The organism is Pectobacterium carotovorum, assembly GCF_033898505.1.
Taxonomy (GTDB): Bacteria; Pseudomonadota; Gammaproteobacteria; order Enterobacterales; family Enterobacteriaceae; genus Pectobacterium; species Pectobacterium carotovorum_J.
This window is the reverse complement of the sequence record NZ_JAXAFK010000003.1, coordinates 319,389-342,961: the sequence shown is the minus strand read 5'-3', so window position 1 is coordinate 342,961 and position 23,573 is coordinate 319,389. Positions and strand designations below refer to the sequence as shown.

The 23,573-nt window shown below is 53.5% G+C and carries 21 protein-coding genes; 17 read left to right on the top strand and 4 right to left on the bottom strand.

The window, feature by feature from the left end:
- The first annotated feature begins 12 nt into the window (after window positions 1-12).
- The 13 genes from R9X49_RS16225 to lpxC all read left to right on the top strand — a co-directional run bounded on the left by R9X49_RS16225 (window position 13) and on the right by lpxC (window position 16,124).
- Window positions 13-1,776, top strand: coding sequence for a peptidoglycan glycosyltransferase FtsI (locus tag R9X49_RS16225; protein ID WP_319849364.1), 1,764 nt, complete (start codon window positions 13-15; stop codon window positions 1,774-1,776).
- Window positions 1,763-3,250: a UDP-N-acetylmuramoyl-L-alanyl-D-glutamate--2,6-diaminopimelate ligase gene (gene murE / locus R9X49_RS16220; protein ID WP_319849363.1), complete on the top strand. Its 1,488-nt coding sequence runs from the start codon at window positions 1,763-1,765 to the stop codon at window positions 3,248-3,250. The genes R9X49_RS16225 and murE overlap by 14 nt, the downstream gene beginning before the upstream one ends.
- Window positions 3,247-4,608, top strand: a complete 1,362-nt coding sequence (gene murF / locus R9X49_RS16215) for a UDP-N-acetylmuramoyl-tripeptide--D-alanyl-D-alanine ligase (RefSeq protein WP_319849362.1) — start codon at window positions 3,247-3,249, stop codon at window positions 4,606-4,608. The genes murE and murF overlap by 4 nt, the downstream gene beginning before the upstream one ends.
- A complete protein-coding gene (mraY, locus tag R9X49_RS16210; protein WP_010298023.1) occupies window positions 4,602-5,684 on the top strand; it encodes a phospho-N-acetylmuramoyl-pentapeptide-transferase in 1,083 nt (360 codons plus the stop codon). Before murF ends, mraY begins: the two co-directional genes overlap by 7 nt.
- A gap of 3 nt (window positions 5,685-5,687) precedes the next feature.
- Complete coding sequence (murD, locus tag R9X49_RS16205) at window positions 5,688-7,004, top strand: UDP-N-acetylmuramoyl-L-alanine--D-glutamate ligase (protein WP_319849361.1); 1,317 nt, start codon at window positions 5,688-5,690, stop codon at window positions 7,002-7,004.
- Window positions 7,004-8,206, top strand: coding sequence for a cell division protein FtsW (gene ftsW / locus R9X49_RS16200; protein ID WP_319849360.1), 1,203 nt, complete (start codon window positions 7,004-7,006; stop codon window positions 8,204-8,206). Before murD ends, ftsW begins: the two co-directional genes overlap by 1 nt.
- Window positions 8,203-9,294: an undecaprenyldiphospho-muramoylpentapeptide beta-N-acetylglucosaminyltransferase gene (murG, locus tag R9X49_RS16195; RefSeq protein ID WP_319849359.1), complete on the top strand. Its 1,092-nt coding sequence runs from the start codon at window positions 8,203-8,205 to the stop codon at window positions 9,292-9,294. The genes ftsW and murG overlap by 4 nt, the downstream gene beginning before the upstream one ends.
- Window positions 9,295-9,356: 62 nt before the next feature.
- Complete coding sequence (gene murC, locus R9X49_RS16190; RefSeq protein ID WP_180741537.1) at window positions 9,357-10,817, top strand: UDP-N-acetylmuramate--L-alanine ligase; 1,461 nt, start codon at window positions 9,357-9,359, stop codon at window positions 10,815-10,817.
- An 8-nt stretch (window positions 10,818-10,825) separates the two neighbouring features.
- Complete coding sequence (locus R9X49_RS16185; protein ID WP_319849358.1) at window positions 10,826-11,746, top strand: D-alanine--D-alanine ligase; 921 nt, start codon at window positions 10,826-10,828, stop codon at window positions 11,744-11,746.
- 1 nt (window position 11,747) lies between these two features.
- Window positions 11,748-12,569, top strand: coding sequence for a cell division protein FtsQ (gene ftsQ / locus R9X49_RS16180; RefSeq protein ID WP_319849357.1), 822 nt, complete (start codon window positions 11,748-11,750; stop codon window positions 12,567-12,569).
- A gap of 56 nt (window positions 12,570-12,625) precedes the next feature.
- On the top strand, window positions 12,626-13,882 hold the full coding sequence (ftsA, locus tag R9X49_RS16175) for a cell division protein FtsA (RefSeq protein WP_010298002.1): 1,257 nt from the start codon (window positions 12,626-12,628) through the stop codon (window positions 13,880-13,882).
- Between the two features lie 68 nt (window positions 13,883-13,950).
- Window positions 13,951-15,102: a cell division protein FtsZ gene (gene ftsZ / locus R9X49_RS16170; RefSeq protein ID WP_319849356.1), complete on the top strand. Its 1,152-nt coding sequence runs from the start codon at window positions 13,951-13,953 to the stop codon at window positions 15,100-15,102.
- Between the two features lie 104 nt (window positions 15,103-15,206).
- Window positions 15,207-16,124 carry a UDP-3-O-acyl-N-acetylglucosamine deacetylase gene (gene lpxC, locus R9X49_RS16165; RefSeq protein ID WP_039278868.1) on the top strand — a complete coding sequence of 306 codons (918 nt, stop codon included), beginning with the start codon at window positions 15,207-15,209 and terminating at the stop codon, window positions 16,122-16,124.
- 12 nt (window positions 16,125-16,136) lie between these two features.
- Here the strand turns inward: lpxC and R9X49_RS16160 are convergent, their stop codons facing one another.
- Window positions 16,137-16,664 carry a DUF721 domain-containing protein gene (locus tag R9X49_RS16160; protein ID WP_319849355.1) on the bottom strand — a complete coding sequence of 176 codons (528 nt, stop codon included), beginning with the start codon at window positions 16,662-16,664 and terminating at the stop codon, window positions 16,137-16,139.
- A 26-nt stretch (window positions 16,665-16,690) separates the two neighbouring features.
- Between R9X49_RS16160 and secM the strand changes: the two genes are divergently transcribed.
- From secM to mutT, 3 genes are all read left to right on the top strand, one after another.
- Complete coding sequence (gene secM, locus R9X49_RS16155; RefSeq protein ID WP_319849354.1) at window positions 16,691-17,206, top strand: secA translation cis-regulator SecM; 516 nt, start codon at window positions 16,691-16,693, stop codon at window positions 17,204-17,206.
- Window positions 17,207-17,319: 113 nt separating this feature from the next.
- Window positions 17,320-20,022 (top strand): preprotein translocase subunit SecA, encoded by a 2,703-nt coding sequence (gene secA / locus R9X49_RS16150; protein WP_319849558.1) that lies wholly within the window; start codon window positions 17,320-17,322, stop codon window positions 20,020-20,022.
- Between the two features lie 95 nt (window positions 20,023-20,117).
- The gene (gene mutT / locus R9X49_RS16145; RefSeq protein WP_319849353.1) at window positions 20,118-20,513 is read left to right on the top strand and encodes an 8-oxo-dGTP diphosphatase MutT; all 396 of its coding nucleotides are present in this window, start codon (window positions 20,118-20,120) and stop codon (window positions 20,511-20,513) included.
- 64 nt (window positions 20,514-20,577) lie between these two features.
- Here the strand turns inward: mutT and yacG are convergent, their stop codons facing one another.
- From yacG to coaE, 3 genes are all read right to left on the bottom strand, one after another.
- Window positions 20,578-20,772, bottom strand: a complete 195-nt coding sequence (gene yacG / locus R9X49_RS16140; protein WP_180741545.1) for a DNA gyrase inhibitor YacG — start codon at window positions 20,770-20,772, stop codon at window positions 20,578-20,580.
- 72 nt (window positions 20,773-20,844) lie between these two features.
- A complete protein-coding gene (gene zapD, locus R9X49_RS16135; RefSeq protein WP_319849352.1) occupies window positions 20,845-21,597 on the bottom strand; it encodes a cell division protein ZapD in 753 nt (250 codons plus the stop codon).
- Window positions 21,590-22,216 carry a dephospho-CoA kinase gene (gene coaE / locus R9X49_RS16130; protein WP_319849351.1) on the bottom strand — a complete coding sequence of 209 codons (627 nt, stop codon included), beginning with the start codon at window positions 22,214-22,216 and terminating at the stop codon, window positions 21,590-21,592. Before coaE ends, zapD begins: the two co-directional genes overlap by 8 nt.
- A gap of 281 nt (window positions 22,217-22,497) precedes the next feature.
- Here coaE and R9X49_RS16125 point away from each other — a divergent pair, with 281 nt between their 5' ends.
- Window positions 22,498-23,538 carry a GMP reductase gene (locus R9X49_RS16125; protein WP_319849349.1) on the top strand — a complete coding sequence of 347 codons (1,041 nt, stop codon included), beginning with the start codon at window positions 22,498-22,500 and terminating at the stop codon, window positions 23,536-23,538.
- Window positions 23,539-23,573 lie beyond the last annotated feature (35 nt).

Here is a 23,573-nt window from a genome sequence, read left to right as displayed (position 1 = left end):
AACCAGTTAAGCATGAAAGCAGCCCGTACAGGAAAGTTAAAGCGCCAGGAAGATCAAGCCAGCTTTGTTAGCTGGCGTTTTGCGTTGCTTTGCGGCTGTATCCTGCTTGCGATGTTTGGCTTGATGGCTCGTGCGGCTTACCTTCAGGTGATCAACCCAGACAAACTGGTGCGTGAAGGGGATATGCGTTCCCTGCGCGTACAGGAAGTGCCAACGGCACGCGGTATGATTAGCGATCGCGCAGGTCGTCCTTTGGCCGTCAGCGTACCGGTGAATGCCGTTTGGGCAGATCCGAAAGAAGTGAACGATCGTGGCGGTATTACGTTGGATACGCGCTGGAAAGCGCTGTCTGACGCGCTCGATATCCCGTTGGATCAGTTGGCCACGAAGATCAATGCTAACCCGAAAGGGCGCTTTGTTTACCTCGCGCGTCAGGTGAATCCTGCCATTGGCGAATACGTCCATAAACTAAAACTGCCGGGCATTAATCTGCGGCAGGAATCTCGTCGGTATTATCCTTCCGGGCAAGTGACCTCTCACCTTATCGGCTTCACTAATATCGATGGACAGGGCATTGAAGGGGTAGAGAAAAGCTTTGATCGTTGGCTGACCGGACAACCCGGTGAACGAACCGTGCGTAAAGACCGGTTTGGCCGCGTAATTGAAGATATCTCTTCTGTCGATAGTCAGGCTGCACATAATCTGGCGCTGAGTATTGATGAGCGTTTGCAGGCGCTGGTTTACCGCGAGCTCAACAACGCGGTTGCCTTTAACAAAGCCGAGTCAGGCACGGCCGTGCTGGTTGATGTGAATACTGGCGAAGTGCTGGCGATGGCGAATAGCCCGTCTTATAACCCGAACAATTTGGCGGATACGCCGAAAGAGATTATGCGTAACCGCGCCATCACCGATATCTTCGAACCGGGTTCTACGGTGAAACCGATGGTGGTGATGACGGCGTTGCAGCGCGGTGTCGTCAAAGAAAATAGCGTGCTCAACACGCTGCCTTACTACGTCAATGGTCATGAAATCAAAGACGTGGCGCGCTACAGCGAGTTGACGCTGACGGGCGTGTTGCAGAAATCGAGTAACGTCGGTGTTTCCAGACTGGCGTTAGCGATGCCTTCCTCTGCGCTGGTAGATACTTACTCGCGCTTTGGATTAGGAAAAGCGACCAATTTGGGGTTGGTCGGAGAAAGCAGTGGCTTATACCCTCAAAAACAACGGTGGTCTGACATAGAGAGGGCCACCTTTTCTTTCGGCTACGGGCTGATGGTAACACCGTTACAGTTAGCGCGAGTCTATGCCACGATCGGCAGTTTCGGCATTTATCGTCCGCTGTCGATTACTAAAGTTGATCCACCTGTCCCCGGCGAACGCGTCTTCCCTGAAGCGTTGGTGCGTTCCGTGGTGCACATGATGGAAAGCGTTGCGCTGCCAGGCGGCGGCGGTACCAAAGCGGCCATCAAAGGCTACCGTATCGCGATTAAAACTGGTACGGCCAAAAAAGTCGGCCCGGATGGCAAATACATCAACAAATATATTGCCTACACGGCGGGTGTGGCGCCAGCCAGTAACCCACGTTTTGCTCTGGTTGTCGTGATCAACGATCCGCAGGCAGGGAAGTACTACGGCGGTGCAGTTTCTGCGCCAATCTTTGGCGCCATCATGGGTGGCGTTCTGCGTACGATGAATATCGAACCGGATGCGTTGCCAGCAGGCGACAAAAACGAGTTTGTAATTAATAGAGAAGAGGGATCAGGTGGCAGATCGTAATTTGCGCGATTTACTTGCGCCGTGGGTGCAAGACACCCCGGCGCGCGCGCTGCGGGAAATGACATTAGACAGCCGCGTTGCGGCTGCCGGGGATCTGTTTGTCGCGATTGTCGGGCACAAAACAGATGGACGGCGCTATATTCCGCAGGCAATTGCGCAAGGCGTAGCAGCGATCGTTGCTGAAGCAGAAGGTGAAGCTGCCGATGGCACCGTTCGCGAAATGCACGGCGTGCCAGTGGTCTATCTCAGTAATCTGAACCAGCGGCTTTCCGCGCTGGCAGGCCGTTTTTATCAGCAACCTGCGGAAAAGTTACAGCTGATCGGCGTAACGGGAACCAACGGAAAAACGACGACGACTCAGCTTCTGGCACAGTGGAGCCAGGCGCTCGGCGAAACGAGTGCCGTAATGGGCACCGTAGGCAACGGCCTATTAGGTCGGGCGATTCCGGCAGAAAATACGACTGGGTCGGCTGTCGATGTTCAGCAGGTGCTGAGCCAACTGGTCGAGCAAGGTGCGACGTTCGCCGCAATGGAAGTGTCCTCCCACGGTCTGGTGCAGCATCGTGTGGCTGCGTTGCCGTTCGCGGCAGCGGTGTTCACTAACCTGAGCCGCGATCATCTTGATTACCATGGCGATATGGAAAGCTACGAAGCGGCCAAATGGGCGCTGTTCGGTGAGCATCGCGTTGGCCAGATGATTATCAATGCTGATGATGAGGTTGGGCTGCGCTGGTTGGCGAAGCTGCCGGATGCGGTTGCTGTCACGATGGAGAACAATCTGGTCCCCGGCTGCCGTGGGCGCTGGCTGAAGGCGACACAGATTGATTATCACGACAACGGAGCCACGATTGCGTTTGATTCAAGCTGGGGGCACGGCGAAATCGAAAGTCGCCTGATGGGCGCGTTTAACGTCAGCAATATGCTGCTGGCGCTAGCAACGCTGCTGTCTCTTGGCTATCCGCTCGACAAGTTGGTCATTACGGGCTCTCAACTGCAACCCGTATGTGGCCGCATGGAAGTCTTCCATGCTGAAGGAAAACCAACGGTCGTTGTGGATTACGCCCACACGCCGGACGCGCTGGAAAAAGCGCTCGAAGCGGCGCGTTTGCACTGCCAGGGGAAACTTTGGTGTGTGTTTGGCTGCGGCGGCGATCGTGATAAAGGTAAGCGCCCACTTATGGGCGGTATCGCAGAACAACTGGCCGATCGCGTTGTGGTTACTGACGATAACCCGCGCAGTGAAGAACCTCAGGCCATTGTTGCCGATATTCTCTCCGGGCTGCTGGATGCCGGACGGGTTCAGGTGATTCACGGGCGTGCCGAAGCGGTTACCAGTGCGATCATGCAGGCGCAGGAAAATGACGTCGTGCTGGTTGCGGGTAAAGGGCACGAAGATTACCAACTGGTCGGCAATCAGCGTCTTGATTATTCCGATCGTATCACCGTTGCTCGTCTGCTGGGGGTGATTGCATGATTCGCGTCTCCTTGCAACAGCTTGCCACGGTGTTGAATGCGCAGCTGATTGGTGAAAGCATTGATATTGAAGATGTTTCAACCGATACGCGTAAGCTGGCGTCTGGCTGCCTGTTTGTCGCGCTGAAAGGCGAGAAATTCGACGCGCATGATTACGCTGCTGATGCGGTAAAAGGCGGCGCGGCGGCTCTTTTAGTCAGTAAGCACTTACCTCTCGATGTGCCGCAGCTGTTAGTAAGCGATACGCGTTTGTCTTTGGGGCAATTGGGCGCCTGGGTTCGTCAGCAGTCAACGGCGCGTGTTGTCGCGCTGACTGGCTCTTCCGGCAAAACCTCCGTTAAAGAGATGACAGCGGCGATTCTGCGCCAGTGCGGTTCCGTGCTGTATACCGCCGGTAACTTCAACAACGATATCGGTGTGCCGCTCACGCTGCTACGTCTGACGGCTGAGCATCAGTTTGCGGTGATTGAACTGGGGGCAAATCACATTGGTGAGATTGCCTATACCACCGATCTGGTGCGGCCGGAAAGCGCGCTGGTCAATAATCTGGCCGCTGCGCATCTGGAAGGTTTTGGTTCACTGGCTGGTGTAGCGCAGGCGAAAGGTGAGATTTTTGCCGGTTTACCAGCAGACGGCGTGGCGATTGTGAATGCGGACAGCAATGATTTCCCGCACTGGCAGGTCATGCTGAATCATAAAACTGTTTGGCGTTTCTCGCCGCAGGCCGCTTGCGATATCGATTTTTTTGCTAGCGATGTAGACGTTTTGGCGCAGGGTACGCGCTTCACTCTGCACACGCCATTTGGTGAAACGCAGGTTCTGCTGCCTTTACCGGGTCGACATAACATTTCGAACGCACTGGCTGCGGCTTCATTAGCGATGTCCGTCGGAGCGACGCTGGAAGCCGTTAAAACCGGGTTATCTCAGCTGCAGGCAGTACCGGGGCGGCTGTTCCCGATTGCCTTGTCTGAAGGCAAGCTGCTGCTGGATGACAGTTATAATGCCAACGTGGGTTCCATGACGGCGGCGGCACAGGTATTGGCGGAGATGCCGGGTTACCGCGTGATGGTCGTTGGTGATATGGGCGAACTGGGTGATGAAGCCCCTGAGTGCCATCGTCAGGTGGGCGAAGCGGCGCGGGTTGCGGGCATCGATCGCGTATTGAGTGTGGGAACATTGAGTGAATTGATCGGCACTGCCAGCGGCAATGGTGAGCATTTTCAGGATAAAGCCGCGCTGGTTTCACGTTTGAAGGTGCTGATGTCAGAACATAACGTCATCAGCGTATTGGTCAAAGGCTCACGCAGTGCTGCGATGGAGCAGGTTGTACATGCATTACAGGAGAATGCTCAATGTTAGTATGGCTGGCCGAACATTTGGCCAAACTTTATACCGGCTTTAACGTCTTTTCTTATTTGACGTTCCGCGCCATTGTCAGCCTGCTGACCGCATTGGTTATTTCCTTATGGATGGGGCCGCACATGATCGCCTGGCTGCAGCGTTTGCAGATTGGTCAGGTGGTGCGTAACGAAGGGCCAGAATCACATTTCAGTAAGCGCGGAACCCCGACGATGGGGGGCGTGATGATCCTGGTGGCGATTATCGTTTCCGTTTTGATGTGGGCGAATCTGTCTAACCCGTATGTCTGGTGCGTACTGCTGGTGTTAGCGGGCTACGGCGCGGTCGGTTTTGTCGATGATTATCGCAAAGTGGTCCGTAAGGATACCAAAGGGTTGATTGCTCGCTGGAAATATTTCTGGCAGTCCGTGATTGCGCTCGTGGTGGCTTTCACCATGTATTCCATCGGCAAAGATACGCCAGCTACACAGCTTGTTGTGCCGTTCTTCAAAGATGTGATGCCGCAACTGGGCCTGCTCTATGTTGCGCTGGCCTATTTTGTGATTGTCGGTACCAGCAATGCGGTAAACCTGACTGATGGTCTGGACGGACTGGCAATCATGCCGACCGTGTTTGTCGCTGCTGGCTTTGCGCTGGTTGCATGGGCAACAGGGAACATGAATTTTGCCGGTTACCTGCATATCCCGTATATCCGTCATGCCAGTGAACTGGTGATCGTCTGCACCGCGATTGTGGGCGCAGGGCTTGGGTTCCTGTGGTTTAACACCTATCCGGCGCAGGTCTTCATGGGGGATGTCGGGTCTCTGGCGCTGGGCGGCGCGTTGGGCACTATCGCGGTTCTCCTGCGTCAGGAGTTTTTGTTGGTGATTATGGGCGGCGTCTTCGTAGTCGAAACGCTGTCGGTGATTCTGCAGGTCGGGTCCTTTAAGTTGCGCGGGCAGCGGATTTTCCGCATGGCGCCGATTCATCATCATTATGAACTTAAGGGCTGGCCGGAACCGCGCGTGATTGTGCGTTTCTGGATTATTTCGTTGATGCTGGTGCTGATTGGCCTGGCAACGCTGAAGGTACGATAAGATATGGTGGACTATCAGGGTAAAAAAGTCGTCATTATCGGGTTGGGCCTGACTGGGCTCTCCTGTGTTGATTTCTTTCTCGCACGTGGTGTGGTGCCGCGCGTGGTGGATACCCGTATCAGTCCGCCGGGTTTGGATAAGCTGCCTGAGCAGGTAGAGCGACACCTCGGCAGTCTGAATGAAGACTGGCTGATGAACGCGGATTTGATCGTCGCCAGCCCCGGCGTTGCGTTGGCGACACCGATTCTGTGCGATGCTGCCGACGCTGGCATTGAAATCGTTGGCGATATTGAACTGTTCTGCCGTGAAGCACAGGCTCCGATTGTGGCGATTACCGGTTCTAACGGTAAAAGTACGGTGACGACGCTGGTCGGTGAAATGGCGCGTGCTGCAGGCTGGCAGGTGGGCGTTGGCGGTAATATCGGACTCCCCGCGCTGCAACTGCTTGAGCAGCCCGCTCAGCTTTATGTGTTGGAGCTGTCGAGTTTCCAACTCGAAACGACGAGCAGCCTGCACGCCGCTGCGGCAACCATTCTGAACGTGACGGAAGATCACACCAACCGTTATCCGTTTGGTCTACAGCAGTATCGGGCCGCGAAATTGCGTATTTATGAACACGCAGACTTGTGTGTTGTGAACGCTGACGATGCGCTGACCATGCCGGTTCGCGGTGCGGATGCGCGCTGCCGCAGTTTTGGCGTCGATGTTGGTGATTATCATCTTAATCGTCAGCAGGGAGAAACCTGGCTGCGGGTAGACGGTGAGCGCGTGCTTAACACCCGTGAAATCAAGCTTGTTGGCCAGCACAACTATACGAATGCATTGGCAGCACTGGCGCTGGCTGATGCCGTGAAGATTCCGCGTGCTTCTGCGCTGACGGCGCTGACGACGTTTACCGGGCTGCCGCACCGTTTTCAAATGGCCTTCGAACGCAACGGCGTACGGTGGATCAATGATTCTAAAGCCACGAATGTGGGGAGCACTGAAGCTGCATTGAGTGGTTTGACCGTCGAAGGCACGTTGCACCTGCTGTTAGGTGGTGATGGAAAATCTGCCGACTTCTCACCACTGGTGCCGTATTTACAAGGTGAACACATTCGTTTGTATTGTTTTGGTCGTGATGGACAGCAACTGGCTGCGTTACGTCCAGAAATTGCTGAACAAACAGAAACGATGGAACAGGCGATGCGTGCCATCGCCGAACGCGTTAAGCCGGGCGATATGGTGTTGCTGTCGCCAGCCTGTGCAAGTCTGGATCAGTTCCGCAGTTTTGAACAGCGAGGCGATGAATTCGCTCGTCTGGCGGAGGAGTTAGGCTGATGCGGTTCTCCGGGATGGCGTTTATCGAACGCATCAAGAACTGGGTTATGGGAACGCGTGAAAGCGATACGCTGAGCGTGGTTCTCTACGACAGGACGCTGGTGTGGTTGACGCTTGGTCTGGCTGTGATTGGTTTTGTGATGGTGACGTCAGCTTCCATGCCTGTCGGACAACGCCTTGCCAGCGACCCGTTCCTGTTTGCGAAACGCGATGCGATTTATCTTGGGTTAGCATTTGGTTTGTCGTTAGTCACGCTGCGTGTCCCGATGGAGATATGGCAGCGCTACAGCCCGGTGCTGCTATTGCTCGCGATGGTGATGCTGTTGGTGGTGCTGGCGGTGGGGAGTTCGGTCAACGGTGCATCCCGCTGGATTTCGCTGGGGCCGCTGCGTATTCAGCCTGCGGAATTATCCAAGCTGGCGCTGTTTTGCTACCTGTCCAGCTACATGGTGCGCAAAGTTGAAGAAGTGAGAAATAACTTCTGGGGTTTTTGCAAACCTATGGGGGTGATGGTGGTGTTGGCGGTGCTGCTGCTGGCGCAGCCTGACCTCGGTACCGTGGTTGTGCTCTTTATTACGACGCTGGCGATGCTGTTTCTGGCCGGTGCCAAGATGTGGCAGTTTTTGGCGATTATCGGCTGTGGCGTGTTTGCCGTTGGCCTGTTGATTGTCGCTGAGCCTTACCGTATGCGACGTGTGACGTCTTTCTGGAATCCGTGGGACGATCCGTTCGGCAGCGGTTACCAGTTGACGCAATCCCTGATGGCATTTGGGCGCGGCGAATTCTGGGGGCAAGGGCTGGGGAATTCAGTACAGAAGCTGGAATATTTGCCGGAAGCGCATACCGATTTCATTTTCTCTATTTTAGGTGAGGAACTCGGCTATATCGGTGTGGTTTTGGCGTTGTTAATGATATTCTTCGTCGCTTTTCGCGCGATGTCTATCGGGAAGCGGGCGCTGGAGATCGATCAGCGTTTTTCGGGCTTTCTGGCGTGCTCTATCGGTATCTGGTTCAGTTTTCAGACGCTGGTAAACGTAGGCGCGGCGGCGGGGATGCTACCGACGAAAGGGCTGACGTTGCCGCTGATCAGTTACGGCGGTTCCAGTTTGCTGATTATGTCGACGGCGATTGTTTTGCTGTTACGCATTGATTTTGAAACGCGTCTGACGAAAGCGCAGGCGTTTACGAGAGGTGCCCGATGAGTGGCGAAGGCAAGCGTTTGATGGTGATGGCTGGCGGTACGGGCGGGCATGTTTTCCCCGGGCTAGCGGTTGCGCACCACCTGATGGCGCAGGGCTGGCAGGTTCGCTGGTTAGGTACGGCGGATCGCATGGAAGCTGATTTGGTGCCTAAGCATGGTATCGAAATTGATTTTATCCGCATTTCTGGCTTGCGTGGTAAAGGCATTTGGGCGCAGTTAAGCGCACCGATTCGTATTTTTCAGGCGGTACGTCAGGCGCGGGCGATTATGTGCCGCTACCAGCCTGATGTGGTGCTGGGGATGGGCGGTTACGTTTCCGGCCCCGGTGGTTTGGCCGCCTGGCTGTGCGGAATTCCGGTCGTACTGCATGAACAGAACGGGATCGCAGGGTTGACCAACCGCTGGTTATCCCACATCGCAAAAAAAGTATTGCAGGCGTTTCCGGGCGCGTTTCCCAAAGCGGATGTGGTGGGTAACCCCGTCAGAACCGATGTGCTGGCGTTGCCCGCACCGGAAACACGATTAGCCGATCGCTCAGGCCCTGTGAGGGTGCTGGTTGTTGGCGGTAGTCAGGGCGCAAGAGTGCTGAACCAAACGCTACCTGGCGTGGCAGCACAGTTGGGCGAACGGGTGACGATTTGGCATCAGGTCGGTAAAGGCGCGTTATCAACCGTTCAACAGGCTTATCAGGATGTTGGACAGACGCAGCACAAGGTTACCGAGTTCATTGATGATATGGCGGAAGCTTACGCTTGGGCGGATGTTGTAGTGTGCCGTTCCGGCGCATTGACCGTCAGTGAAATTGCGGCGGCTGGGTTACCAGCGCTGTTTGTGCCGTTCCAGCATAAAGATCGGCAGCAGTATTGGAATGCGCTGCCGTTGGAAAAAGCGGGTGCAGCAAAAATTATTGAGCAGCCACAGTTTAATGTGGCGGCTGTCAGCGAGGTGCTGTCCGGTTGGGATCGTGCAACCTTGCTGACAATGGCGCAGAAAGCCCGTGCAGTGGCGATTCCAGATGCAACCGATCGGGTTGCTGCGGAAGTCAGTGCAGCGGCAGGCAGTCGGGCCACACACGTGGCTCACGGTTAATTAATACAGCGTGGTCGGGCAGAAGGCTGTGCGACGACGCAACAAGGTAGCGATAGAATAACGTGAATACTCAACAACTGGCGAAACTACGTTCAATCGTGCCCGAGATGCATCGCGTCCGGCACATACACTTTGTCGGCATCGGCGGTGCTGGCATGGGGGGTATCGCCGAAGTGTTGGCCAACGAAGGCTATGAAATTAGCGGCTCCGATCTGGCACCGAATGCGGTGACGCAACAGTTGACCGAACTTGGCGCGCAAATTTATTTCCACCACCGTGCGGAGAACGTTCTGAACGCCAGCGTGGTGGTGGTATCGAGTGCGATTACTGCGGATAACCCTGAGATCGTCGCTGCACATGATGCACGTATTCCGGTGATCCGTCGTGCCGAGATGTTGGCGGAACTGATGCGTTTTCGTCACGGCATTGCGATTGCGGGGACGCACGGCAAGACGACGACGACGGCGATGGTCACCAGTATTTACGCGGAAGCGGGACTGGATCCAACGTTTGTGAACGGTGGATTGGTGAAGGCGGCGGGAACGCATGCGCGTTTGGGCTCAAGCCGTTATCTGATTGCAGAAGCAGATGAAAGCGATGCGTCTTTCCTGCATTTGCAGCCGATGGTGGCGATTGTGACCAACATTGAAGCCGACCATATGGACACCTATCAGGGGGATTTTGAAAACCTGAAGCAGACGTTCATCAATTTCCTGCACAACCTGCCATTTTATGGGCAAGCGGTGATGTGTATTGATGATGCGGTAATCCGTGAGCTGCTGCCGCGCGTGGGTCGTCATATTACCACGTATGGTTTTAGTGACGATGCCGATGTGCGAGTTTCAGGATATCGCCAGGTTGGCGCGCAAGGGCACTTTACGCTGGAGCGGAAAGATAAACCGCTGCTAACCGTCACGCTGAATGCACCGGGACGTCACAATGCACTTAACGCGGCGGCGGCGGTTGCCGTGGCGACCGATGAAGGCATTGATGATGAGGCGATTCTGCGCGCGCTTGAGCGTTTCCAGGGAACGGGGCGCCGCTTTGATTTTCTCGGTGAATATCCGCTTGAGCTGGTGAATGGGCAAAGCGGTACGGCGATGTTGGTGGATGATTACGGCCACCATCCGACGGAAGTCGATGCCACGATTAAAGCTGCCCGCGCAGGGTGGCCGGATAAGCGGTTGGTCATGATTTTTCAGCCGCATCGCTATACGCGAACCCGCGATTTGTATGACGATTTTGCACATGTGTTATCACAGGTTGACGTGCTGCTGATGCTGGATGTGTATTCCGCTGGAGAGTCGCCGATTCCGGGCGCGGACAGCCGTTCGCTGTGCCGCACAATTCGCGGAAGAGGTAAGATTGATCCGATTCTGGTGACGGATGTGGATACTTTACCGGAACTGTTGTCACAGGCGCTGCGAGGTGAAGACCTGATTTTGGTTCAGGGCGCCGGCAACATCGGTAAACTGGCGCGTAAACTGGCTGATTCCAGATTACAGCCACAGATGAGTGAATGAGGAACATCATGACTGAGAAAGTTGCTGTATTGCTTGGTGGAACCTCTGCCGAACGTGAAGTGTCGTTACTTTCCGGTCAGGCGGTTTTGGCTGGTCTGAAAGAAGCGGGCATCAACGCACATGCGGTTGATACCCGTGACGTCTCTGTGACGACGTTAAAAGAAGAAGGTTTCACCAAAATTTTCATCGCCTTACATGGTCGCGGTGGCGAAGACGGTACATTGCAAGGCGTTCTGGAATTTCTGGGATTGCCGTATACCGGTAGCGGCGTCATGGCATCTGCGCTGACGATGGATAAACTCCGCACCAAACAGGTGTGGCAAGCGGTGGGATTGCCGGTGTCGCCTTACGTGGCGCTGGATCGCCGCCAGTATTCAGAGATGGCGGCAAACGCATTGTTGGCGAAGTTCACACATCTCGGGTTGCCGCTGATCGTCAAGCCAAGCCGCGAAGGCTCCAGCGTCGGTATGAGCAAAGTGAATACGCTGAGCGAACTACCCGCGGCACTGGAAGAAGCATTCCGTCACGATGACGATGTTCTGGTCGAGAAATGGCTGAGTGGTCCAGAGTATACGGTTGCTATCCTGGGTGATGAGGTATTGCCTTCTATTCGTATTCAGCCTGCGGGTACGTTTTACGATTATGAAGCGAAGTATTTATCGGATGATACGCAGTATTTCTGCCCGAGTGGTCTGCCGGACGAGCAAGAACAGGCGTTAGCTGGATTGGCGATGGCGGCCTATCGCGCGGTGGGTTGTCGTGGGTGGGGACGCGTCGATTTTATGCTGGATAGCGACGGCGCCTTCTATCTGCTTGAAGTGAATACGTCTCCGGGGATGACGAGCCACAGTCTGGTTCCTATGGCGGCGCGTCAGCGTGGCCTGACGTTCTCGCAACTGGTCGTGAAAATTTTGGCGCTCGCTGGCTGATATGTCGCAGGCAGCGCTGAATACACGCGGACGAGAGCCTGAAACGAAAGGAACACGTCGCAGTAATGGTGGCCAACTGGCAGGGATGATTTTCCTGCTGATGGTGGTAGGGACTATCGTCTGGGGAAGCTGGATGGTAGTGGGGTGGATGAAAGATGCCAGCCGTTTACCGCTTTCCCGCATGGCTGTAACAGGGGAAAGACAGTACACCACCAACGACGATATCCGTCAGGCCATTTTGTCGTTGGGGTCGCCGGGCACGTTCATGACACAGGATGTGAATGTGCTCCAGCAGCAGATTGAACGTTTGTCGTGGATAAAACAGGCCAGCGTGCGTAAGCAGTGGCCGGACGAATTAAAGATTCATCTGGTTGAATATGTTCCGGTAGCACGTTGGAATGATCAGCTAATGGTTGATGCGGAAGGAAATTCGTTCAGTGTACCTGCCGAACGTATTGGCAATCGCAAGATGCCGTTGCTGTATGGCCCGGAAGGTAGCGAGACAGAAGTGCTGGAAGGCTATCGCACAATGAGTCAGACGCTAGCCGCCGGGAAGTTTACGTTAAAGACGGTTGCGATGAGTGCGCGGCATTCGTGGCAACTGGGATTAGACGATGATACTCGCCTTGAATTGGGGCGGGATGATAGGGCCAAACGTCTGCAACGCTTCATCGAGTTGTATCCGCTGTTACAGCGGCAGGCTCAGAGCGAAAACAAACGTATCAGCCATGTGGACTTGCGGTACGACAGCGGGGCCGCGATAGGTTGGGCTCCAGCCTTGCTTGATCAACAAAACGGCGATCGGCAACGAGTTGGTCAGTAACAAGACATTGATCAGCAACAAAACAGTAACCAGAAACAGGCACAGGCTAAACAACAATGATCAAGTCGACGGACAGAAAACTGGTAGTTGGGCTGGAAATCGGTACAGCAAAAGTGGCTGCGCTGGTAGGGGAAGTTCTGCCCGATGGCATGGTCAATATTATTGGCGTAGGCAGTTGCCCGTCACGCGGTATGGATAAAGGCGGCGTAAACGATCTGGAATCGGTCGTTAAATGTGTTCAGCGCGCTATTGATCAGGCCGAGTTGATGGCAGACTGCCAGATCTCTTCCGTGTATCTGGCGCTCTCGGGAAAACACATCAGCTGCCAGAATGAAATAGGGATGGTGCCTATTTCAGAAGAAGAGGTCACGCAGGATGACGTGGAAAGCGTGGTGCATACCGCTAAATCCGTTCGCGTGCGCGATGAACACCGCGTTCTCCATGTGATCCCACAGGAGTACGCGATCGATTATCAGGAAGGGATTAAAAACCCGGTTGGCTTATCCGGCGTGCGCATGCAGGCGAAAGTCCACCTGATAACCTGCCATAACGATATGGCGAAGAATATTGTTAAAGCCGTTGAGCGTTGCGGTTTAAAAGTCGACCAGCTGATTTTTGCGGGACTGGCTTCCAGTTATGCGGTTCTGACAGAAGACGAACGTGAGCTGGGCGTGTGCGTAGTGGATATCGGTGGCGGTACAATGGATATCGCGGTCTACACTGGCGGCGCATTGCGACACACTAAAGTGATTCCGTATGCGGGCAATGTGGTTACCAGCGATATTGCCTACGCATTTGGTACGCCGCCGACGGATGCCGAAGCGATCAAGGTACGTCACGGTTGTGCATTAGGCGCGATCGTCGGCAAGGATGAGAATGTGGAAGTCCCGAGTGTTGGAGGACGTCCACCCCGCAGTCTGCAAAGACAGACTCTGGCGGAAGTGATTGAACCACGTTACACCGAGCTGTTGAACTTGGTGAACGATGAACTTTTACAGTTGCAGGAGCAGTTACGTCAACAAGGCGTGAAACACCATCTGGCAGCAGGGATTGTGCTGACGGGCGGTGCCGCGCAAATAGACGGTCTGGCGGCCTGTGCGCAGCGAGTGTTCCATACACAGGTGCGTATTGGACAACCAATGAATATAACAGGGCTGACGGATTATGCCCAAGAGCCTTATTACTCAACGGCGGTTGGGTTGCTGCATTACGGAAAAGAATCTCATCTGGGTGGTGAGCATGAAGTCGAAAAACGAGCCTCAGTGAGCAACTGGTTCAAACGAATCAACAGCTGGTTGAGGAAAGAATTTTAATTTTATCAAAGAGATCACCTGGCACAGTTTTATGATCTCGCAGTTACAGGCACAAACGGAGAGAAATTATGTTTGAACCAATGGAATTAACCAACGACGCGGTGATTAAAGTCATCGGCGTCGGTGGCGGCGGCGGTAATGCCGTTGAACACATGGTGCGTGAGCGCATCGAAGGCGTCGAATTCTTCGCGGTTAACACGGATGCGCAGGCATTGCGTAAAACGGCTGTCGGCCAGACGATTCAGATCGGTAGTGGCATCACAAAAGGTCTGGGCGCAGGCGCTAACCCGGAAGTCGGCCGTAACTCGGCTGAAGAAGATCGCGAAGCGCTGCGTTCAGCACTGGAAGGTGCGGACATGGTGTTTATCGCCGCAGGTATGGGCGGTGGTACGGGTACAGGTGCTGCGCCGGTTGTGGCTGAAGTCGCAAAAGACCTGGGCATTCTGACTGTCGCTGTGGTGACCAAGCCTTTCAACTTTGAAGGCAAAAAGCGTATGGCGTTTGCGGAGCAGGGTATCGCCGAGCTGTCTAAGCACGTCGACTCGCTGATCACCATTCCAAACGACAAACTGCTGAAAGTGCTGGGACGCGGTATTTCCCTGCTGGACGCATTTGGCGCGGCAAACGATGTGCTGAAAGGCGCGGTGCAAGGTATCGCCGAGCTGATCACACGTCCGGGTCTGATGAACGTCGACTTTGCTGACGTGCGTACCGTGATGTCCGAAATGGGTTATGCCATGATGGGTTCTGGCGTTGCGCGTGGTGAAGACCGTGCAGAAGAAGCTGCTGAAATGGCGATCTCCAGCCCACTGCTGGAAGATATCGATCTGTCCGGCGCGCGCGGCGTGTTGGTCAACATCACGGCGGGCTTTGACCTGCGTCTGGATGAGTTCGAGACGGTCGGTAATACCATCCGTGCATTCGCGTCCGACAATGCGACAGTGGTAATCGGTACGTCGCTTGACCCAGAAATGAATGACGAACTGCGTGTAACGGTCGTTGCAACGGGTATCGGTATGGACAAACGTCCTGAGATTACGTTGGTGACGAACAAGCAGGCCAGCCAGCCTGTGATGGATCATCGCTATCAGCAGCACGGTATGACGCCACTGGCGCAAGAAAAACCAACTGCCAAAGTGGTTAACGACCAGAATCCGCAGACGAATAAAGAGCCAGACTATCTGGATATCCCGGCGTTTCTGCGTAAGCAAGCAGACTAATTTGCTGCCAGATAACGTTGGAATCTCCGCTCTTTGTGCTAAACTGTGCCACCGAGCCTGGTGTATACTAGGTCGGTAGGTTCAGTAACATGCGAGATAAAATGATGATCAAACAACGTACACTAAAACGTATTGTTCAGGCGACTGGTGTCGGGTTACATACCGGCAAGAAAGTCACGCTGACCATGCGTCCTGCACCGGCAAATACCGGGGTCATCTATCGCCGCACAGACTTGAATCCCCCGGTTGATTTTCCGGCTGATGCAAAATCCGTGCGTGATACCATGCTCTGTACTTGCCTGGTTAATGAGCATGACGTGCGTATTTCTACGGTGGAGCATCTTAACGCTGCGCTTGCAGGGTTGGGCATTGACAATATTGTCATTGATGTTGACGCACCGGAAATTCCAATCATGGATGGCAGCGCCAGCCCGTTCGTTTACCTGCTGTTAGATGCGGGTATTGAGGAGCTGAACTGCGCCAAGAAATTCGTGCGTATCAAACAGCCAGTTCGCGTTGAAGATGGCGACAAGTGGGCCGAAATGAAACCGTTCAACGGCTTCAGTCTGGATTTCACTATCGACTTCAACCACCCGGCGATTGATGCGGGCAACCAGCGCTATCGTTTGGATTTCTCTGCTGATGCGTTTGTTCGCCAGATCAGCCGTGCGCGTACATTCGGCTTCATGCGCGATATCGAATACTTGCAGTCTCGTGGGTTGTGCCTGGGCGGCAGTATGGATTGTGCCATCGTCGTTGACGATTACCGCGTATTGAACGAAGACGGTCTGCGTTTTGAAGATGAGTTTGTCCGCCATAAAATGCTGGATGCCATCGGTGACCTGTTTATGTGTGGTCACAACATCATCGGTGCGTTCTCTGCGTTTAAATCCGGCCATGCTCTGAACAACAAACTGTTGCAGGCTGTGTTGGCCAATCAGGAAGCGTGGGAATACGTGACCTTTGAAGACGAAGCTGAAATGCCGCTGGCGTTTAAAGCACCGTCTATCGTGCTGGCGTAACGCTTAAAGCCGTTACTTCTTATTACGACTGGTTTTACTGGTACTCTCTCCGGCCAGTGAAGCCAGTCGTTCTAATATCTTTCTGAGTTTTTCCGGGCTGTTTCCTGCTAACGTCCTCAATGTTTCCGCACTTTGTTCGCTCAACTGACGCAACGGTTTGTCATCGGCATTTTCCGTCGCTGAAATGTCACTATTTTTCACGATTTCATGCCCTTTTGCGGCAAGCGTTGGATTAATCCTGATGTCGATTGAGGCCAATGATGGTAGTATTTGTGTGCGTAAGGCAGAGAGCAGCGCAGGTTGTTCGTAACGTAACCGCATCAGCCAACTGGCGTTGGCGGTTTCCAGTATCAGTAAACCTTGCCGGTAGTTAGCGACGCGGCACCATGGGTGCAACGGTGCAGGCAGTAATCCGCGTACGGCACGGTTGAGTTTTAATAAGGCGATAGCGCGTTGTTGCACATCTCGTAGCGGGCCTTTACCCGACGTGGATGCGCTATCAAACAGAAATTCCAGTGATTGTGGGCGGCTATCACGCATAGACCTGGCTCCGGTGGATGTTACTCGTGATTGGTATTCTAAATCGTTGGCGACAATTTGGCAGACGTTATTTCTGGCCGCATCTCTTATTGGGGATGGTCGCGGCGAGTCTTGGTCTGCCGACAAGCCTGAATGAATCACAGGATATCGCCTCACTCCCTAATTCGACCTCCAGCGTTAGCCGCCAGAATAACGTATCGCTGAGCCTCACCGATCTGGTGTCTCTGAAGGAAGCGCATCGGCGCTCGTCCTACAGCGTTGATTATTGGCATCAACATGCGATTCGTACGGTAATCCGCCACCTTTCTTTTGCGTTGACGACGCCACAGGCGGTCAGTACTCAGCAGGTTGACGATCTGCAACCCCATTCTCTGGTTTTGCTGGATACGCTCAACGCGCTGCTGACCCAGGATTCTCAGTATCCCTTTGTGATTCCCCCCCATGCCGGGCGAGTCACTTTTTATCCTCAGGCACATCATCAAATCGGCATCTGGCTTGCCCAAATTCGCGGCATCCGTGCAGGGCCATACCTTCTCAGCTGAAAGTGTAATGGATAATTAGCTGAAGAGATTTCTCTCGTTTTTCACTGAGTTTCTCAGTTTTTCGATGTTGTGTTGCCACTGGATACGTGGCACTTGTGAGATTAAAAACTATTATGGTCATGAATATCCTAACCAAAATTTTTGGTAGCCGTAACGATCGTACGCTGCGTCGTATGCGTAAAAACGTTGATGTCATCAATCGCTTAGAACCTGAAATGGAAAAGCTGTCGAATGAGGAACTGCAAGCGAAAACGCTGGAGTTTCGTGTTCGTCTGGAAAAAGGTGAGACGCTGGAGAGCCTGCTGCCGGAAGCCTTCGCGGTAGTCCGTGAATCCAGTAAGCGTGTATTTGGCATGCGTCACTTCGACGTACAGCTTATCGGCGGTATGGTGCTGAACGAGCGTTGCATCGCAGAGATGCGTACTGGTGAAGGTAAAACGCTGACGGCAACGTTGCCTGCCTACCTGAATGCGCTGACTGGCCGTGGCGTACACGTGGTGACCGTGAACGACTATCTGGCACAGCGTGATGCCGAAAATAACCGTCCACTGTTTGAATTCCTTGGCCTGAGCGTTGGCATCAACCTGCCGGGAATGCCTGCTCCTGCGAAGCGTGAAGCCTATGCTGCAGATATCACCTACGGTACCAATAACGAATACGGTTTTGACTACCTGCGTGACAACATGGCGTTCAGTCCGGAAGAGCGCGTACAGCGTAAATTGTACTACGCGCTGGTGGATGAGGTTGACTCCATCCTGATCGATGAAGCGCGTACGCCGCTGATCATTTCCGGCCCAGCTGAAGATAGCTCCGAACTGTATATCAGCGTCAATAAAATTATCCCTCACCTGATCCGTCAGGAGAAAGAGGATTCGGATACCTTCCACGGCGAAGGCCACTTCTCTGTTGACGAGAAAGCGCGTCAGGTTAACCTCACCGAGCGTGGTCTGGTTCTGGTCGAAGAACTGTTGGTGAAAGAAGGCATTATGGAAGAGGGGGAATCACTTTACTCCCCGACTAACATTATGCTGATGCACCATGTGACCGCCGCGTTGCGTGCACACGTGCTGTTTACCCGCGATGTCGATTACATTGTGAAAGACGGTGAAGTGATCATCGTTGACGAACACACGGGCCGTACCATGCAGGGTCGTCGCTGGTCCGACGGCCTGCATCAGGCGGTGGAAGCAAAAGAGAAGGTAACGATTCAGAATGAAAACCAGACGCTGGCTTCCATTACCTTCCAGAACTACTTCCGCCTGTATGAAAAACTGGCGGGTATGACCGGTACGGCAGATACTGAAGCGTTCGAGTTCAGCTCTATTTACAAGCTGGATACGATTGTTGTGCCGACCAACCGTCCGATGATTCGTAAAGACTTGCCTGATCTGGTCTACATGACCGAGCAGGAAAAAATCGATGCCATCATTGAAGATATCAAAGAGCGTTCAGCAAAAGGCCAGCCGATTCTGGTCGGTACGATCTCCATCGAAAAATCAGAAGTGGTTTCTCATGCGCTGGAAAAAGCGGGCATCAAACATAATGTGTTGAATGCGAAATTCCACGCTATGGAAGCTGATATTGTTGCTCAGGCGGGTCAGGCTGGCGCGGTGACCATCGCGACCAACATGGCCGGTCGTGGTACGGATATCGTCTTGGGGGGAAGCTGGCAGTCGGAAGTGGCACTTCTGGAGAACCCGAGTGACGAGCAAGTTGCAGAAATCAAAGCGGCCTGGAAAATACGTCACGATGCTGTATTAGCTGCGGGTGGTTTGCACATCATCGGTACGGAGCGCCATGAGTCTCGTCGTATCGATAACCAGCTGCGTGGTCGTTCCGGTCGTCAGGGGGATGCGGGTTCATCACGTTTCTATCTGTCGATGGAAGATGCGCTGATGCGTATTTTTGCCTCCGATCGTGTTTCCAATATGATGCGTAAGCTGGGCATGAAGCCAGGTGAAGCCATTGAGCACCCGTGGGTCACGAAGGCGATTGCTAACGCCCAGCGTAAAGTGGAAAGCCGTAACTTTGATATTCGTAAGCAACTGCTGGAATACGATGATGTGGCGAACGACCAACGTCGTGCGATCTATACGCAGCGTAACGAGCTGTTGGACGTGTCTGATATCAGCGAAACCATCACCAGCATTCGTGAAGATGTGTTCAAAGCGACGATCGACAGCTACATTCCGCCACAGTCTCTGGAAGAAATGTGGGATGTAGAAGGTCTGGAACAGCGTTTGAAGAACGATTTCGATCTGGATATGCCAGTCAAAGCGTGGCTGGATAAAGAACCAGAGCTGCACGAAGAAACGCTGCGTGAGCGTATTTTCGAGCAGGCTATTGAGATTTATCAGCGCAAAGAAGAAGTGGTCGGTAGCGAAGTCATGCGCAACTTTGAAAAAGGCGTGATGTTGCAGACGCTGGATTCACTGTGGAAAGAGCATCTGGCAGCAATGGATTATCTGCGTCAGGGCATCCATCTGCGTGGCTATGCACAGAAAGATCCGAAGCAAGAATATAAGCGTGAGTCGTTCTCTATGTTTGCTGCGATGTTGGAATCACTGAAATATGAAGTGATCAGCACGCTGAGCAAAGTCCAGGTGAGAATGCCGGAAGAGATCGAAGCGCTGGAGCAGCAGCGCCGTGAAGAAGCCGAACGTTTGGCACGGCAGCAGCAGCTGAGCCATCAGGAAGAAGATAGCCTGAACACTGGTTCACCGGCGCAGGCGGATCGTAAAATTGGGCGTAACGACCCTTGCCCATGTGGTTCAGGCAAGAAATATAAGCAGTGCCACGGCCGTTTACAGAAATAATCGACCGCTGAAATCAGCGAATAAAATGTGATAAGTGCAAAGGAAAGGCGGTCATTGACCGCCTTTTACTTGATAAGAACCTGATAGGAAGTGTCATGACGCAAAAACAGTTATCCGTCGCGGTAGGTATCATCCGCAATGCGGAACAGCAATATTTCATTGCTCGCCGCCCTGATGGCGTTCATATGGCAGGGATGTGGGAGTTTCCCGGCGGTAAAGTTGAAGAAGGTGAAACGCCAGAGCAGGCGCTGATTCGTGAACTGCATGAAGAGACGGGCATCGACGCTACCACACCGCAGCCGCTAAACGACAAAACGTTTTCTACGTCGGAGAGAATCATCACGCTTCATTTCTTTCTGGTTGAAACGTGGCTGGGGGAACCCTATGGTCGGGAAGGACAGGAATCTCGCTGGGTGAGCGTAGAAGAATTACGTGAGGAAGAATTTCCGCCAGCGAATGCGGAGATGATTCGCTGGCTGAAATCGCTTTAATCTAGCCTTGCTTTTGCCTGTCTGAAAAACTCTGCCTGAAAATTATAGCGGCGAAACGTGGTCGTTACCGCGTTTCGCTCCAGTCTTCACTATCAGAAACCATATCATCACTTGGAATGCGCTTTTCTTCATCAGCCCATTCACCTAAATCGATGAGCTGACAACGCTTGCTGCAAAATGGGCGATAGAGGCTGGTTTCATCCCAGATGACTGCCTGCTTGCAGGTTGGGCACTTCACCGTCGTAATGTCTGTCGTCATAAGGCTCTTTTCACTCTATTTGATACTGAATACGTGCTTGGTGCTTAACACATTTTTCTGTCAGGACTGGGTCTAGCAACAGGCCAGTTCAAACGTTAAACGAGGAGGAATGTGGCCGTTTTCGCTATCTAATGGCAGAAAACGAATAGCATAGCGTGTTTTATGACCAGATATCTGCGGGTAGAGCTGGTGTGCCTGTTCAAGACGCAAGCGCAGCAGATCGGCATCGGAAGCATTGTCCTGAAAGAAACCATTCAGGCTGATCTGCGGGCGAAACGTACCGGAGTGGCGGATCAATTCCAGGATCATGTCCAACGCTTGTTTGAGCGGAGACAGCGAACCAAGCCAGCCAGAAACCAGCTTCTCACGGAGTTCCTGGGGCTGATGCAACCAGCTATGCAGCGTCGGTAAGTCGAAACTGCAACACCCGCCGGGAATACCGAGCCGCTGGCGTACCATGCCAATCAGGCGATCTTCCCGTAAGAACTGCCCCATCCGCGGTGCCGCCATCAGCGTGCTGGCCAGATCTTTCAACTGGCGTCTCAACGTATGGATGCGTTCCATGTCTACGCCCGGCACATCACTCCATTGCAGCAGTTTTTGCTGTTGTCGCTCCAGTTCTTTCAGCAGTTCGGTACGCACATCTCCACGTTCCAGCACATCAAGCAGCTCGGCGATAGCACGAAAAAATGTCAGCGCGCTTCCCATATCGGTCAGGGAGTGGTTTTGATGCAGCTGCTGCAATAATGATTCGATACGCAACCAGGTACGTGTTTTTTCGTTCAGCGGGTATTCGAATAAAATGGTTGAGGAAGCGTCACTCATTCTTAGTCATCCTGTCGGCTGCGGAGGCGGCTAGCTCAAGGTAATGGCGGTGTAATCCCGCAACCTGTGACGCCAGCTCGCTTGGGCATCGACTGTTATCAATAATATCATCGGCATAAGCCAGGCGCTGTTCTCGGGTAGCCTGTGCTGCCAGTATGTTTTCTGCTTGCCGCCGACTGATGCCATCGCGGGCCAGCGTGCGTTCAAGCTGTGTGTCTCTGTCTACATCAACGACCAGAATACGCTGTGCTCGCTGTTGTAAACCGTTCTCCACCAGTAGGGGGACGACCCATAGAATGTACGGTGCGGATGCAGCCTGAAACTGGGCCTGTGTTTCCTGATGGATCAACGGATGGAGTAAATTATTCAGCCACTGTTTTTCCTCTGGCGAGGAAAAAATCCGTTGGCGTAGTGCGGTACGGTTCAATGAACCATCGGCATTGAGTATAGCGTCGCCAAACCGGAGCCTGATGGCATCCAGCGCGGGCTTTCCAGGCTCGACTACCTGACGTGCGATGATATCCGCGTCAACGATAGTGGCCCCTAATTTGGCAAATTCATCGGCCACGGTGCTTTTGCCGCTGCCGATACCGCCCGTTAAGGCTACGATGTATGTCATTGCACCCGTGTTGAAAAGTTAACATTGCTACTATTTTCAAGGGGGACAAATACCTTCCCGTTCCCCTGAAGCCAATCAGGCATAAACCGCAGTGTGCTTCACGTTATCACTTTGCTTGGTGATAGGTAAATTTCTCTGATTTTATCCCAAATAAAGTGAAAATCGCAGTCTTGCCGCAGGATTATTACTGCGTATGATAACGTCACTGGTAAAGGGCATTATTTTTTCACTCAGCAGCAATACTGAGTATTCCGCCGTCACTAACCAGGAACTCGAACCTCATGCGTATTGAAGAAGATTTAAAGTTAGGCTTTAAAGACGTTCTCATCCGGCCAAAGCGTTCGACGCTGAAAAGCCGCTCCGACGTTGAACTGGAACGTCAATTTACCTTCCTGCATGCCGGGGGCAACTGGTCCGGCGTACCGATTATCGCAGCCAATATGGATACCGTGGGTACGTTTAGTATGGCGGAAGTCCTGGCCTCTTTTGATGTTCTGACTGCCGTCCATAAACACTATTCTGTCGAGCAATGGTCCCAGTTCGTGCGACGCGTACCGGCGTCGGTACTGCGCCATGTCATGGTCTCGACTGGGACGTCTGACGCTGATTTCATCAAGTTAAAGCAGATTCTGGCGCTATCATCCGAGCTGAAATTTATCTGTATCGATGTGGCAAACGGCTACTCTGAACACTTTGTGACCTTCCTGCAAAAAGCACGTGAGGCTTGCCCAGACAAGGTGATCTGTGCAGGAAACGTCGTGACCGGCGAAATGGTTGAGGAACTGATTCTCTCCGGTGCGGATATCGTGAAGGTTGGCATTGGCCCCGGTTCTGTCTGCACGACGCGCGTTAAAACGGGCGTTGGCTACCCTCAGCTTTCCGCAGTGATTGAATGCGCCGATGCGGCACATGGTCTCGGTGGGCAAATCGTGAGCGACGGCGGCTGCGCCATGCCGGGTGATGTAGCGAAAGCATTTGGTGGCGGAGCCGATTTTGTTATGTTGGGCGGCATGCTGGCAGGACATGATGAATGTGAAGGAACCATCGTCGAAGAAAACGGCGAGAAAATGATGCTGTTCTACGGCATGAGCTCTGCGTCCGCGATGGAACGCCATGTCGGCGGCGTAGCGGAATACCGAGCTGCAGAAGGAAAAACCGTGAAATTGCCTCTGCGCGGTCCGGTAGACAATACCGTGCGCGATATTCTTGGTGGCCTGCGTTCGGCCTGTACCTATGTTGGTGCATCCCGTTTGAAAGAACTGACGAAGCGTACAACGTTTATCCGCGTGGCCGAGCAGGAAAACCGTATTTTCAACGGGTAGCTGCTGCTGTTTCGCGCCGTCTTTCTGCCGCTAAC